At 55.5% G+C, this 13,915-nt stretch carries 13 protein-coding genes; 7 read left to right on the top strand and 6 right to left on the bottom strand.

What is annotated here, in order from left to right:
- Positions 1-36: 36 nt before the first annotated feature.
- A complete protein-coding gene (locus tag HUN04_01605) occupies positions 37-1,434 on the bottom strand; it encodes an HD domain-containing protein (GenBank protein ID WDP88505.1) in 1,398 nt (465 codons plus the stop codon).
- A gap of 223 nt (positions 1,435-1,657) precedes the next feature.
- Between HUN04_01605 and HUN04_01600 the strand changes: the two genes are divergently transcribed.
- Positions 1,658-2,602 carry a hypothetical protein gene (locus tag HUN04_01600; protein ID WDP88504.1) on the top strand — a complete coding sequence of 315 codons (945 nt, stop codon included), beginning with the start codon at positions 1,658-1,660 and terminating at the stop codon, positions 2,600-2,602.
- Position 2,603: 1 nt separating this feature from the next.
- Here the strand turns inward: HUN04_01600 and HUN04_01595 are convergent, their stop codons facing one another.
- The 5 genes from HUN04_01595 to HUN04_01575 are packed head-to-tail and all read right to left on the bottom strand — an operon-like array spanning position 2,604 to position 6,058.
- A complete protein-coding gene (locus HUN04_01595) occupies positions 2,604-3,119 on the bottom strand; it encodes a hypothetical protein (protein WDP88503.1) in 516 nt (171 codons plus the stop codon).
- Positions 3,106-3,924 carry an ABC transporter ATP-binding protein gene (locus tag HUN04_01590; GenBank protein WDP88502.1) on the bottom strand — a complete coding sequence of 273 codons (819 nt, stop codon included), beginning with the start codon at positions 3,922-3,924 and terminating at the stop codon, positions 3,106-3,108. Before HUN04_01590 ends, HUN04_01595 begins: the two co-directional genes overlap by 14 nt.
- A complete protein-coding gene (locus HUN04_01585) occupies positions 3,921-4,733 on the bottom strand; it encodes an ABC transporter ATP-binding protein (GenBank protein ID WDP88501.1) in 813 nt (270 codons plus the stop codon). Before HUN04_01585 ends, HUN04_01590 begins: the two co-directional genes overlap by 4 nt.
- Positions 4,715-5,461 carry an energy-coupling factor transporter transmembrane protein EcfT gene (locus HUN04_01580; GenBank protein ID WDP88500.1) on the bottom strand — a complete coding sequence of 249 codons (747 nt, stop codon included), beginning with the start codon at positions 5,459-5,461 and terminating at the stop codon, positions 4,715-4,717. The genes HUN04_01585 and HUN04_01580 overlap by 19 nt, the downstream gene beginning before the upstream one ends.
- Positions 5,462-5,470: 9 nt before the next feature.
- Complete coding sequence (locus HUN04_01575; protein ID WDP88499.1) at positions 5,471-6,058, bottom strand: ECF transporter S component; 588 nt, start codon at positions 6,056-6,058, stop codon at positions 5,471-5,473.
- A gap of 222 nt (positions 6,059-6,280) precedes the next feature.
- On the opposite strand from HUN04_01575, the gene HUN04_01570 reads away from it, so the two are divergent.
- Genes HUN04_01570 through HUN04_01545 form a run of 6 tightly spaced genes read left to right on the top strand, consistent with a single transcriptional unit; the run spans position 6,281 to position 13,907 of the window.
- The gene (locus HUN04_01570; GenBank protein ID WDP88498.1) at positions 6,281-7,426 is read left to right on the top strand and encodes a M20/M25/M40 family metallo-hydrolase; all 1,146 of its coding nucleotides are present in this window, start codon (positions 6,281-6,283) and stop codon (positions 7,424-7,426) included.
- Positions 7,423-8,694, top strand: a complete 1,272-nt coding sequence (larC, locus tag HUN04_01565) for a nickel pincer cofactor biosynthesis protein LarC (protein WDP88497.1) — start codon at positions 7,423-7,425, stop codon at positions 8,692-8,694. Before HUN04_01570 ends, larC begins: the two co-directional genes overlap by 4 nt.
- Positions 8,684-9,163 (top strand): phosphatidylglycerophosphatase A, encoded by a 480-nt coding sequence (locus HUN04_01560; protein ID WDP88496.1) that lies wholly within the window; start codon positions 8,684-8,686, stop codon positions 9,161-9,163. The genes larC and HUN04_01560 overlap by 11 nt, the downstream gene beginning before the upstream one ends.
- Before the next feature lie 14 nt (positions 9,164-9,177).
- A complete protein-coding gene (gene recA, locus HUN04_01555) occupies positions 9,178-10,218 on the top strand; it encodes a recombinase RecA (GenBank protein ID WDP93126.1) in 1,041 nt (346 codons plus the stop codon).
- A gap of 42 nt (positions 10,219-10,260) precedes the next feature.
- Entirely contained in the window at positions 10,261-12,882 is a 2,622-nt protein-coding gene (alaS, locus tag HUN04_01550; protein WDP88495.1) for an alanine--tRNA ligase, read from the top strand.
- Complete coding sequence (locus HUN04_01545; GenBank protein ID WDP88494.1) at positions 12,879-13,907, top strand: ABC transporter permease subunit; 1,029 nt, start codon at positions 12,879-12,881, stop codon at positions 13,905-13,907. Before alaS ends, HUN04_01545 begins: the two co-directional genes overlap by 4 nt.
- The last annotated feature ends 8 nt before the right edge of the window (positions 13,908-13,915 follow it).

Raw genomic sequence — 13,915 nt, 5'->3', positions numbered from 1 at the left:
TTGAAAGCCAAGCTTGAATCGCCGGAACTGCCGGTTTTACAGGTATATCTGATCCAGGAAAAAATCCGGAGAGACTTTGAGATTATGGACCACGTTTTTGTTCTGAATATTGTAAACCACGCAATCCAGGGTCTGGTCCAGGGTAGAGCAGGAGTTGATAATGATGCCTTTATAGGTGGATTTATAAAAGGATTTTTCCTGGGGGCTTAGCTGGTTACTGGCTAAAAAAGTTTCTATGAATTCGTTGGAAATGGTAAAAAGCAGATTATGGGGAAAGAACCGGTTCAATAACACTTTGATGAAAGCATTCAAATAGGGGGTGTAAAAAAAGTTGTTGTTCTTGTCCTCCTTGAGCATGATTTTCAGGGTTTTTCCGATGGATGACGCTTTTTTATATACCCGTTCTGCGGAAATGGCCTCAAAGGTATCGGCAATACTGATGACCCGGTAGTATTTTTTGGTTAAATGATAGGTCTCATTTAACTGATTCTGGGCTTCCGGGGTCAGATACTGATAAAACGAGGTACGGCATTCTTCTAAAATGCTGTAACTTTGCGGCAGGTCCGGGTTCTCTTTTTGGTGGTGTAAGGCCATGGCAAAAGACTCAAGGCTTGGTCTGTGCTGGTTGTCAGATGAAAGAATATAAGAAAGAAGCACATGGCTTTTCATGATGTCTGATTCTATCTGGGTATGACGTCCCTGCTTGTAGAGAATGTCCTTTGGGATCAGACATTTGCCGCCGTCGTGGCCCATGCATATGATGCTCAGGGTTTCACACTCTTTTTCATCGAAATCCTCCAGGGCATCGGCAATAATCAATGACAGCCAGCAGGTTTTAATAATATGGTCAATGGTTTCCCCTGATTCCATTTTCTTTAGTTTGAATTTTTCTTTTTCATTTTGATAGATACGATCCAGCGCTGCTGCGGTTCCAATGAATTTCTGGTCCGAAGAAATCGCACTGTTCGCCATCTGCAGATACCCTTTAACTTCTTGGAAATGATTTTCAAACTGTTTGATTTTAGGGCTTCCCAGCGTGTTTTTCAGAAATGTCTCTACCCGGGTTTGAATCGCGGGAAAGTCCTGCTCATCCAATTGATCCAGAAAGCTGCGTTTGCTTTGGATGATTTCGGCCATGGCAAGGTCCAGGGCATGGTCCCGGTCCTCATGGGTAACATCATAGCGGTTGACCTTGAAATTGATTTTAAGGTCATCAAATATTCTGAGCAGTTCAATGGTGATGGGGGTGTTGGCTGCCGCAATAAGGTCATTGGCATAATAGGTGTTTACCGCCAATTGCTTACCCAGAATGGGCATCATGATGGGCTTGTATTTTATAGAGAATTCTTCTCTATCCGTTCCGCTGAAAATGCTTTCGGATTTGCTCAACTGAGCCAGTGGGAAAAAAAGATGGTCGCCAGATTTTTCCATCACTGTTTTTTCCGTTTTAGATTCATAATCTCTGTTGGGTGCCTGGTTAATTAAAATTTTGATTATATCCGATTTGTTCCATATTTCAAAGGCGCTGGCTGTTTTTTTGAAATATGGGTGCTGGGCCCGCCCCCGGGCGTTTTCCATCTTGACCTTGGACGGTGAAAATGCTACCAGGAGCCATCATTCATTGACAACTGAATTTACCAGAAAATGAGGGCCAAAGATGTTAGACGTATCCAGAACCACCGACACCATTCTAATGGTCAGACCTTATGATTTCGGATTCAATGAGGAAACAGGGCAGGACAATGAATTCCAGCGCCGCCCGGATATGTCCGAGCAGGAGATCAATGAAGCGGCCAATAAGGAGTTTCAGACAATGGTGGACCGGCTCAGGGCCGAAGGCGTGACCGTCCTCATCCTGGAAAAGCCGGAGAAACCCTATCCCAAGACGCCGGACGCCATCTTTCCCAACAATTGGTTCTCCACCGAGCATGACGGCACCCTGATCACCTATCCCATGGCGGCCATGAACCGCCGGTACGAGCGCCGGCCCGAAGATGTGGAAAAGTTGCTGAAGGCTAACGGGTACAAGATCCGGAACGTTCTCCATGTGGGGGAACTGGAAGAAAAAAAGCGGTTCCTGGAGGGAACCGGTGCCATGATCATCGACCATAGGGCCGAGGTGGTCTACGGGGCCCGGTCCCAGCGGTGCCATCCCGAACAATTTGACAATTTCATCCGCCTGCGCTTTTTCGAAAAGGGCATCATGTTTGACACCCAAAGCTCCACCGGCACCCCCATTTACCATGCCAATGTGATGATGAGCATCGGGGATAAATATGCCGTGATCTGCCTGGACTGCATCAGCAATCCGGAAGAGCGCAAACTGGTAAAATCAACCCTGGAAAAGGAATTCGAGGTGATTGAGATTTCCATGGACCAGATGGAGCAACATTTTTGCGGCAATATTCTCCAGGTAAATTCCGCAGGCGGCCGCCATCTCATTGTCATGTCCCAGAGCGCATATGACGGGTTTAACCCCGATCAGATCAAACGGCTGGAATCCTATGGCGAGATTCTGCCCATGGATCTCACCGTGATTGAATCCGTGGGCGGGGGCAGTGCCCGGTGCATGATGGCTGAAATTTTTTCCGAGAAAAAATAATTCAGGCGGGACTCGGGTCCGGTACATCGAAGAAATCAATGTCCAGTTTCAGGTCCCGAAACGATTCTTTCAGTATCTCCATGAACACACCGGGGCCGTCGGCCATGCGGAGGCGGTCCACCTGTGCGTTGATATCCCCGCAGCCGATCTCCCCTCCGGTAAAGCCCAGGCAGGTCTTTTTGACCCCGCAGCTGGGGCTGCCCATGACCCCGGCCACCCCGGCCAGTGTGTATCCGGCCTCTGCATAGGCCTCGATCTCCAGGAGGGCGGGCCGGATGATTTTTCTGCAGTGGCTGCGGTAGGCCGGTGTGTCGTATTGCTCCCGGGTCATTCCCCACCGTTTCATGCCCAGAAAACCGGTTTCAGGGCAGGGCAGCTGGACAATTCCGGCACCTTTTTCCAGCCAGGGCATCAGAAACTCCAGGTTGGCCCCCCTGTAGGTGGCAAGGGGTAAAATTTTTGCATTGGCATTCAGGATACAGCCGGAAACGACAAGAATCTGTTTATTTCTGTTCATGATATTTCTTTTTTTCAAATTGGTTGACAAAATCGCCGGGGGTCAGGGGGAGCGGATCCATATCCAGGGCCCGGCCGAGACGGGCCATCTGCGGGGCCTGGACGCCCCATTTCCTGCATTGCCCGGGCCGGGAAAATATCCTGTCCAGCCGGTCATGGGCAGCCAGCCGCCCCTGGTTGAGGACAATGCCGTAACTGGCCTGCTCCGCCGCAAAGTCGGGATCGTGGGTGATGATAATAATGGTTTTGTTTTTTTGGGAAAGGTAGCCGAGGATCTCTTCCACCCGGCGGGTATCCCTTTGGTCAAGTCCCTGGGTGGGTTCATCGAGGATATAACAGTCCGAGTCCATGGCAACCACACCGGCCAGGCAGCAGAGCCGCTTTTGACTCCGGGGCAGGTCGGCCGGGTTGGCCTGGGCCCGTGCGGTCAGCCCGGAAAGGGAGAGTGCCGTGTCCACCAGCCTGTCGACATCCTCATTGTCGTAACCCAGGTTTAATGGGCCGAACCTGACCTCTTCGTCTACTGTTGCCGAAAAGAGCTGGTCATCCGGGTTTTGGAACATATAGGCAGTTCTGGCGGCCAGGGCCCCGGCCGGTATGCCCCGGGTATCGGTACCGCCCAGGGTGATCCGGCCCCGGTCCGGTGTCAGAAGCCCGTTAAGGTGTCTGGCCAGGGTGGTTTTGCCGGCCCCGTTGCCGCCCATCAGGGCCGAGACGGTTCCGGGTTCAATGTCCAGGCTGATCCTGTCCAATGCCCTGCTGCCCCCGGGATAGGTGTAGCTGATCTGCTCAATGGATATCTTCATGGGGTTGAAAATCCTTTTTCTGCCTGGGCCAGGGTGGCGGGCAGGCCACGGTCTACAGGCCATAGATCCCGGTCCCTGGCCATGCGGGCCGCGGTGGTGTACCGGGGCGGTATGAGGCCGAGTTCTGGAATGTCACTATGGGCGGCAATGGCAGGTGCCGGCCCGTCCAGAACAATCGCCCCTTTGTCCATCACCACCAGCCGGTGGGCAAACCGGGCCGCCCGTTCCAGGTCCTTGTCCGCCATGAGTACGGTCCTGCCTTGGTCTGCCAGGTGCCGGGCCAGGCGGTACACTCCTTCCCTGCCCATGGGATCCATCTGGCTGGCGGGTTCGTCAAGGACAAGGAGATCCGGGCGGGGGGCAAGGACTGCAGCCAGAACCAGGCGCTGGACCTGGCCTCCGGACAGGTCAGCAGGGTCCCGGTCTGCCAGGCCGCTGACACCGGCCAGGTCCATGGCCCGGCGGATAAGGGCTTCCATCCGGGCCGGGGCAATGCCCTGGTTTTCCAAGGCCATTGCCACTTCCTCCTCTGCCGTGAATGCCATACCCGATAACTGGGCATGGGGATTTTGGAGCATCAGGCCGGCGGGGCAGCCTGTGACTCCCTGGGCACTGCCCCCAAGTCTGCCTCTGATAATGTCCGGGATCAACCCGGCAGCCAGGTAGCACAGCGATGTCTTTCCGCTTCCCGAGGCGCCGGACACAACTGCAAATTCGCCCCGGTCCAGGGTCAGGTCAACATGGTCAAGGGCAGGGCGTTGCCGGCCGTCATGGGTGAAGCTTACCGCCTTTAATACAAGTACAGCCATAATCGTAGTCCTCCTGCCCCCAGGACCGCTGCCAGGCAGAACCACCGGAACCGGGCCTGTCCTTTTGAATCCGGGATGATCCGGTAGCTTGTCCGCCTGCTGCTGCAGGCACGTTGTTTCAACTCCAGTGCCAGGGCGCGCTGTTCAACCTCGGCCAGCATTCCGAAGAGCAGGGGACCTGCCAGGGGGATCAGGGCGCGGGCCCGGGATAGCGGCCCGCCGGATATGTTCAGCCCCCTGGACTGCTGGGCCTGGATGATGGTCGCTGCACGCTGTTTCATCCGGGGCAGAAGCTGCAGGGTGGCGCAGATCACATAGGCCGGACCCCAGGGCAGGCCGCGGTCTGTCAGCACCCTGAGCAGGGTTCCCGGGTGGACGGCCCTGAATAAAAGGAAAACACTGCCTGTCATGACCATCAGCCGCGTCGTGATCAGTGCGGCATGATGGATGCCGCCGATGTTGACGGATACTCCCCAGATAAGGAGAGGGGGGGCGTCTCCGGGTATCACCAGTGCGTGAATGGGGAAAAGAAAAAGGCAGAATGGTCCCAGAAATTTGGCCAGCATCACTGCCATATCAACCATACAGCGGCCAGCTGCGGCGGCCGGAAGAACGGCCATTGAGAACAGGCCGAGGCTGCAGCGGAAATCCGGTGCCATAAAGGCCAGGACGACAAGGGCTGCCACCCCTGCCAGAATGGTCAAAGGATTCAGGGCAGATCGCTTCATAGACCCGGATCAGGCCTTTGCCGGCAGGGGCAGCCGCTGTTTGAATCTTGCAGGCAGCCTGGATGCCAGCACAAATGCAGCCAGGGCGGAGGGGATTTTATCAAAGGGCTCCACCATCATATTTTTATAAAATGCGGCAGAGGTGATTTTATGGCCGGATTTGATGAGAACGGCTGTGATCAGGGACGCGCCGCTACCCTCAACCCCGCCGTAAACATATACAACGATGGGGGTGGCCACAAAAGGGGTGGTCACGGCAATGATCAGGCCGGCCAGGGCCGCCGTGTACCATTTATTGTACAGTCCCATCCTGGCGCACCACCCGGCGGCAAACCCGATCCAGGCAGCCACGGGTATAAAGGGAAGGGCGGAAGGGGAAAACAATCCCCAGACAGCATTGGACAGGGCACCGGTCAGGGCGCCGGCCCAGGGGCCGCATACCGCGCCCACCAGAATGGTTCCGATGGTATCCAGGTAGACCGGCAGTTTCAGGGTTGCGACAATCTGCCCGATGACAATGTTGACAGCAATGGCCACGGGCATGAGGGCCCATGTCGTGGTGGTAAAGTCTTTCTTTACATTTTCAATGAATCGCATCAGTTCTCCTTATCAATGGTTATTATTCGCTGCTGTGTTAGGCCGGTTCGTGGTGTTTCGTCAAAATGATAATTTGAATAGTAATTTAGTAATTCTATAGGGAGAACCAATACCGCTGGTGAATTATCATTATCCGGGGGCTGGCATTACCCGGTGAAGTCTAGTATAAATGAACTTTTGATCCGTTTTCGGAAATACCTAAGTTTGTACAAGGAATGAGTGATGATAAATGAAAAACGACTGGCCGAACGGTTTACCATGCTGGCACAGATTGATTCTGAATCCCGCCATGAGGCGGAAGTCGCCGGGGTGCTTGAAAAAATTTTAAAGGACATGGGGGCCGAGGTCCGCTTTGACGGCGCCGCTGAAAAAGTTGAGGGCGACTGCGGCAACCTTGTGGCTAAGTTCAAGGGTAATGCTGATGTGCCGCCTATTTTCCTTTCCGGCCACATGGACACCGTGGTGCCGGGCAAGGGGGTGAAGGTCCAGTTCAAGGACGGCGTGTTCACCAGCGATGGCACCACCATTCTGGGATCCGACGACAAGTCGGCTCTGGCCATCATCCTTGAAGTCATGGATGTGATCAAAGAGAACAATCTACCCTGTCCTCCGGTGGAACTGGTGTTCACCGTCTGCGAAGAGATCGGCCTTGTCGGGGCCAAAAACATCGACCTCTCCCTCATTGATTCCAAATTCGGTTATATCCTGGATTCAACGGATACCGAGGGCATTGTGACCCGGGCGCCGTCGGCCAATAAGATCACGGCCAAAATTTACGGCAAGGCCGCCCATGCCGGCGCTGCGCCGGAAAAGGGAATTTCAGCCATATATACGGCATCGAAGGCCATTGCCAAAATGGAACTGGGCCGGATAGACGAGGTGACCACCTGCAATCTGGGCCTGATCTCCGGGGGAATGGCCACCAATATCGTACCCGAATATGTGGAAGTCCACGGGGAAGCCAGGTCCCATAACATGGAAACCCTGGAAAAGGTCACTGGAAATATTGTCTCCATTTTTGAGGAGACCGCCGCATCCATGCGCGGGATCGGCCAGACACTGCCCCAGGTGGAAATGATCGTGGAGCAGGATTTCCCCAACACCAATATTCCAGAAGACCATACTGCCATTGTCCTGGCACGCAAGGCCGCAGGCAATCTGGGGCGCCCCCTTGAAAGCAAAACCATCGGCGGCGGGGCCGACGCCAATATATTTTTCGGAAAAGGCATTGTGGCCGGCGTCCTGGGCACGGGCATGACCGATGTCCATACCCTGAAGGAATCCATCAAGCTCGGGGACATGGTCAGCTGCACCCAGCTCGTACTTGAGATTCTCAGGCTTCACGCCGCAGGAGAGGGCCAGGCATGATCCTTTACCTGGATATGGTCTCCGGCATTGCCGGAGACATGGCCCTGGGGGCCCTGGTGGATCTCGGGGTGCCCCTGGACTGGCTGAGCGCAAAGCTTGCACCGGTTCTGGACGGGTTTGAACTGAGGAGTGAGATTGTCTTTCCCAGCCACCTGCGGGCGGTAAATCTCCATGTGGATGTTACGGATCATAAGGCCCACCGCCATTATGCCGATATCCGTGCCATGATTGAGAACGGGGACCTGCCGGAAAAGGTCAAGGCCAATGCCCTGGCCGCCTTCAAAAAGATTGCCCTTGCCGAGGCCCATATCCACGGCAAAGACATCGACCATGTCCATTTCCATGAGATCGGCGGGATTGATTCCCTGGTGGACATCATCGGCACCTTCCTTGGGATGGATTACCTGGGGGTCTCCCGGGTGGTGGCTTCGAAGATTCCTTTGGGTTCAGGCACCATTGAATGTGCCCACGGCACCATTCCCGTGCCCGTTCCCGCCACCCTGGCCGTTCTCAAGGGACTGCCCGTGACCCAGTCCGATGCAAAAACAGAAATTGTAACCCCCACGGGGGCGGCCATCGTGGCCACGCTGGCCGAGGCCTTCGGGTCCATGCCCGAAATGGAAATCACCAAGACCGGCTACGGGGCGGGCAAGCGGGATACCGGCGCCTCGACCCCCAATATACTGCGCATGGTTCTCGGCCGGCCCGTGGAAAATGCGGGCAGGACCGACCAGATGCCGGGGGAACATATCCTCAGGGACCGGGTTATGGTGATTCACACCCATGTGGATGACATGAACCCCGAGATCCTTGGGTTTGTCATGGACCGGCTTCTGGAGAAGGGGGCCCTGGATGTCAGTTTCACCCCGATTTTCATGAAAAAGAACCGGCCCGCCACCCGGCTGGAAGTGATCTGCCGGGAGGACGACCTGGATGAGATGGCACCATTCATCCTCACCCAGACCACGGCCATCGGGCTGAGGTACAAGGTATGGGACCGGATGGTTCTGCCCAGGGAAACCATGGCGGCGGACACCGATCTGGGGCGGATTCAGGTAAAAAAAATCATTGATCCCAATGGCGATGTTCGCATCCTTCCCGAATACGAGGACTGCAGGAAAAAGGCGCTGGACCATGACCTCCCCCTGCACAGGGTCTATGAGAGGGTTCAGGTCCAGGCCAATCCGCTGAATCCCCTTGACAGAGAAGGGGCGCCGATTATACAAAACCAGGACGGAAAAAAGGCGGACACTGCAGATGCCGGATAAACTGATTCTATTTCTGGCCACAGGCTTCGGCCTGGGACGGATACCGGTGGCGCCCGGCACCTTCGGAACATTGGCGGGTATCCCCCTGGTTCTGGCCATGGACGGGTTAAACGGCTATCCCGGCGCATGGGGGTTTTTTATGGCAACCCTCATCCTGGCCGGGGTGTGGCTCGCCCACCGGGCGGAGATGATTTTGAAACTCAAAGATCCCGGGTGCATTGTCATTGATGAAATGGCGGGGTATTGCGTTGCCATGAGCCTTGTGCCGGCAACGCCGGTTACCCTGGTCGCCGGGTTCGCAGCCTTTCGCTGCTTTGACATTATAAAACCTGTGCCGGTCCGCTGGTTTGAGAAAAATTTTTCAGGCGGGGCCGGCGTAATGCTGGATGATATCATGGCAGGGGTGCTGGCAGCCCTCCTGCTCAAACTGGTGTGCCTGACCGGAATCATGGGACCGGGCGCTTTATAGGAGATATATAAATGGTGGATATGAATAAAGATAAGGAAAAAGCGGTACAGACCGCCATGAGCCAGATCGAACGTCAGTTCGGCAAGGGCTCCATCATGAAGCTGGGCGGCAGAGAGATCGAAGATGTGCCCGTGATCCGTTCCGGTTCCCTGGCCCTGGATAAGGCCCTGGGCGTGGGCGGATATCCCCGGGGGCGGGTCATTGAAATCTACGGGCCGGAATCTTCGGGTAAAACCACCCTGGCCCTGCATGCCGTGGCCCAGGCCCAGAGAAGCGGCGGCATCGCAGCTTTCATCGACGCCGAGCACGCCCTGGATGTCTCCTATGCCAAACGGCTGGGCGTGGACTGCGATGAACTTCTGGTTTCCCAGCCCGACACGGGTGAGCAGGCCCTGGAAATCGCCGACATGCTGGTGAGAAGCGGCGGGATCGATATCATGATTGTAGACTCTGTGGCCGCCCTGGTGCCCCGGTCCGAAATCGAAGGCGAAATGGGGGATTCCCACATGGGACTCCAGGCCCGACTCATGTCCCAGGCCTTGAGAAAACTCACCGCCACCATCGGCAAGACCAACACCACCATTATTTTCATCAACCAGATCCGTATGAAGATCGGCGTGGTCTACGGCAACCCCGAAACCACCACCGGCGGCAACGCTTTGAAATTCTACGCCTCCATGCGCCTTGAAATCCGGAAGGCCGCCGCCATCAAGGAAGGCCAGGATGTCATCGGCAACCGTACCCGGGTCAAGGTGGTCAAAAATAAGCTGGCCCCCCCCTTCAAAAATGTGGAGTTCGACCTGATGTACGGGGAAGGCATCTCCAGAACCGGGGACCTGCTGGACATGGGCGTAGAACTGGATGTGGTGGACAAGAGCGGTTCCTGGTACTCATACAACGGAGAGCGCATCGGTCAGGGCCGTGAGAATGTAAAGGCCTTTTTGATCGACAATCCCGATATTTTTGACGCCATCGAGCTGAAAGTCAGAGAGGAACTTGGGATTGCCGGGCCTGAAACCAAAGAAACCAAAAAAGACGGACTGCTGGACGTATAAAACGGCCGGCGTATAAATACTGTGAGCAGGAGCCTATAGACTATGACAGGAAATGAAGCCAGGAAAATCTTTTTAGAGTATTTCAAGAAACATAACCACCGCCAGGTCCGGTCCTCTTCACTGGTGCCCCAGGACGACCCCACCCTGCTGTTTGTAAATGCGGGTATGGTCCAGTTCAAACGGGTGTTCACCGGTGACGAAAAACGGGACTATTCCACGGCGGTTACGGCCCAGAAATGCGTCAGGGCAGGGGGCAAGCACAACGACCTGGAAAACGTCGGGTACACCGCCCGCCACCACACCTTTTTTGAAATGCTGGGCAATTTCTCCTTTGGCGATTATTTTAAGGAAGAGGCCATTGAATTCGGCTGGGACCTGCTCACCAACGGCTACGGGTTTGACGCGGAAAAACTCCATGTCTCCGTTTACAAGGATGACGACGAAGCCTATGAAATCTGGCGGGACAAGATGGGGGTACCCGAAGAACGCATCTCCCGCCTGGGAGAGGAAGACAACTTCTGGGCCATGGGCGACACCGGCCCCTGCGGCCCCTGTTCCGAAATCCATATCGACCGGGGCGAGGAATTCGGCTGCGACGATCCCAACTGCGCCGTGGGCTGCGACTGCGACCGGTGGCTGGAGCTGTGGAACCTGGTATTCATGCAGTTTGAAAGAAGCGAAGACGGCAAGATGACACCCCTTCCCAAACCCAGTATCGATACGGGCATGGGCCTGGAACGGATCATCTCCGTACTCCAGGGGGTGCCCACCAACTTTGACACCGACCTGTTCACCCCCATCATGGACAAGGTGGGGGAACTGGCCGGGAAGAAACGGGGCGAGTCCAAGGAGGTGGAGGTGGCCATGAAGGTCATTGCCGACCATTCCAGGGCATCGGCCTTTCTGATCAGCGACGGGGTGCTTCCCTCCAACGAGGGCAGGGGATATGTGCTGCGCCGCATCATGCGCCGGGCCATCCGCTACGGCCGCAGCATCGGCCTGAAAAAACCCTTTCTCCATGAGACGGTCCAGACCGTATTTTCCATCATGGATGAGGCCTATCCCGAGCTTAAGGATTCTGCGGCCTTCATCCTCAACGTGGTGAAAAACGAAGAAGAAAAATTCCTGGAAACCCTGGGCACCGGCATGAAACTGCTGGAAGGCACCATCGAGGATATCCAGAACAAAAATGGAAAGACCATTCCCGGCACCGTCATTTTCAAGCTCTACGATACCTTCGGTTTCCCGGTGGACATCATCCAGGACCATGTCAAGGAAATGGATATCGATCTGGATATGGCAGGCTTTGATGCGGCCATGGCAGAGCAGAAGGCAAGGAGCAAGTCCAAGAAGAAATTTGCAGGGGTGGGGGATGCCTACAAGCCGCTGACCTCCGCCGGTGTTAAAACCGCCTTCAAGGGCTATGACCGCCTTGAAATGGATGCCGAACTGCTCATCGTGGTGAAAGAGGAGAAGGAGGCCGAAACGGCCGCCGCAGGCGATGTGATCGAAGTTGTCACCCCCGAAACCGTATTCTACGCAGAATCCGGCGGCCAGGTGGGCGACAAAGGCAAATTTGAAAACGATGATTGCATTATTGAAATTACGGATACGGTGAAAGATCCTTCCGGGCTTTTCATCCATAAAGGCCGGGTGACCTCCGGCCAGTGCAAAAAAGGGGACACATTCACCCTGAAGGTGGATGCGTCCCTGCGCCAGGCTACGGCCATCAACCATTCCGCCACCCATATTCTTCATTCGGCCCTGCGAAGTGTTCTAGGCGACCATGTCAAGCAGTCCGGGTCCCTGGTGACCCCGGAGCGGTTCCGGTTTGACTTTACCCATTTTAGCGCCATCACCCCGGAGGAACTGTCCGCCATAGAGAATGAGGTCAATACAAGGATCCGGGAAAACCACGCCGTCAGCACCCGGGAAATGGGCATGGACGAGGCGGTTAAAGCCGGTGCCACCGCCCTGTTCGAGGAAAAATACGGGGATGTGGTCCGGGTGGTTTCCCAGGGCGAATTCTCCCAGGAACTTTGCGGCGGCACCCACACCGGCGCCTCCGGCGATATCGGCCTTTTCCGTATTCTCTCCGAGGGGGGCATTGCTTCGGGCGTCCGCCGTATCGAGGCCGTTACCGGCCAGGCTGCCCTGGATGCCGTCCATGCCGACCAGAAAGCCATTGAAACCCTTGCCGGCCTCCTGAAAGGCAACAGGGAAAATGTCGTGGGCCGTGTGGAAACCCTGATCTCAGAGAAAAAATCCCTGGAAAAAGAACTGGAAGCCATCAAGGCCAAACTGGCCTCCAAGTCCGTGGACGACATTGAACAGAACATCAAAGAGATCAACGGGGTCAAGGTGCTGGCCAAGCGGGTGGAAATAGAAAATCCCTCACAGCTTCGGGACCTGGCGGACAAGTTTAAAGCCAAACTGGGCTCAGGCGTTCTGCTTCTGGGGGCTGAATCCGGGGGCAAGGCCCTGCTCATCGCCATGGTGACCCAGGATCTGACCAAAACCCATAAGGCCGGCGACATCGTCAAGGCCGCCGCACAGATCGTGGGCGGGGGCGGCGGCGGCCGGCCCGACATGGCCCAGGCCGGCGGCACCCAGCCCGAACACCTGGACGCGGCTCTGGCCTCTGTTTTCGACACGGTGGCATGACCGCCTATTTCATAAGACGCCTCCTGCTGGTGATACCGACCTTCCTCGGTATCACCATCATGGTCTTCACCATTACCCGGTTTGTGCCGGGGGGGCCCATCGAGCGGATCATTGCCGAGACCCGGGCCCTGCAGATGGGACAGGAAGGGGGCAGTTCCCGTGCCGGCGCCGGCCAGGGACAGCCCCTCTCCCAGGAGCAGATCAAAAAGCTGGAGGAATACTACGGGTTTGATAAACCCGTACTTGAAAGCTACGCCATATGGCTGTTCAAGGTGGTGAAAGGGGATCTGGGCCGGTCTACCCGGTACCATGACCCGGTGTGGGAGATGATCCGGGAGCGCATCCCCATCTCCCTGTATTTCGGTATTCTCAGCCTTATTCTAATTTACGGCATCTGCATCCCCCTGGGCATGGCCAAGGCGGTCCGCCACAATTCGGGATTTGACAATATCTCATCGGTCATGATTTTCACGGGGTATGCCATCCCCGGGTGGGTGGCCGGGGTGCTGATGCTGGTGCTTCTGGGATCCGGGTTTGATGTTTTTCCACTGGGCGGACTGGTATCTGATTTTTTCGACCAGATGACCCTTTGGGAAAAAATCAGGGATATTGGCTGGCATACGGTTCTGCCTCTGCTCTCCTACGTCATCGGTTCATTTACGGTGATGACTCTGCTCATGAAGAACACCCTCATGGACAATCTCTCTGCCGATTATGTGAGAACCGCCATTGCCAAGGGCCTGCCTTTTAAAAAAGCGGTTTTCCGCCACGCCATGCGCAACAGCCTGATTCCCATCGCCACCTCCTTTGGAAACAATATTTCCATCATCCTCATGGGCTCTTTTCTCATTGAAAAGGTGTTCAATATAAACGGCATGGGGCTGCTGGGCTACGAATCCATCGTGGATCGGGATTATCCGGTGGTCATGGGCATCCTTGTGATTTCATCACTTCTTTTCATGATCGGCAACATTTTGTCCGATGTCTGCGTGGCCCTGGTGGATCCAAGGGTGAGATTTAAATAGTGAAGGTT

The organism is Desulfobacter sp. (genome assembly GCA_028768525.1).
GTDB lineage: Bacteria > Desulfobacterota > Desulfobacteria > Desulfobacterales > Desulfobacteraceae > Desulfobacter.
This window is presented reverse-complemented; position numbering and strand designations above follow the sequence as displayed.

Coding starts and splice junctions, on each gene's coding strand:
- alaS (WDP88495.1), top strand. CDS start 10,261: ATGACAGGAAATGAAGCCAGGAAAATCTTTTTAGAGTATTTCAAGAAA.
- HUN04_01580 (WDP88500.1), bottom strand. CDS start 5,461: ATGAAGCGATCTGCCCTGAATCCTTTGACCATTCTGGCAGGGGTGGCA.
- HUN04_01575 (WDP88499.1), bottom strand. CDS start 6,058: ATGCGATTCATTGAAAATGTAAAGAAAGACTTTACCACCACGACATGG.
- HUN04_01560 (WDP88496.1), top strand. CDS start 8,684: ATGCCGGATAAACTGATTCTATTTCTGGCCACAGGCTTCGGCCTGGGA.
- HUN04_01585 (WDP88501.1), bottom strand. CDS start 4,733: ATGGCTGTACTTGTATTAAAGGCGGTAAGCTTCACCCATGACGGCCGG.
- larC (WDP88497.1), top strand. CDS start 7,423: ATGATCCTTTACCTGGATATGGTCTCCGGCATTGCCGGAGACATGGCC.
- HUN04_01570 (WDP88498.1), top strand. CDS start 6,281: ATGATAAATGAAAAACGACTGGCCGAACGGTTTACCATGCTGGCACAG.
- HUN04_01590 (WDP88502.1), bottom strand. CDS start 3,924: ATGAAGATATCCATTGAGCAGATCAGCTACACCTATCCCGGGGGCAGC.
- HUN04_01595 (WDP88503.1), bottom strand. CDS start 3,119: ATGAACAGAAATAAACAGATTCTTGTCGTTTCCGGCTGTATCCTGAAT.
- HUN04_01600 (WDP88504.1), top strand. CDS start 1,658: ATGTTAGACGTATCCAGAACCACCGACACCATTCTAATGGTCAGACCT.
- HUN04_01545 (WDP88494.1), top strand. CDS start 12,879: ATGACCGCCTATTTCATAAGACGCCTCCTGCTGGTGATACCGACCTTC.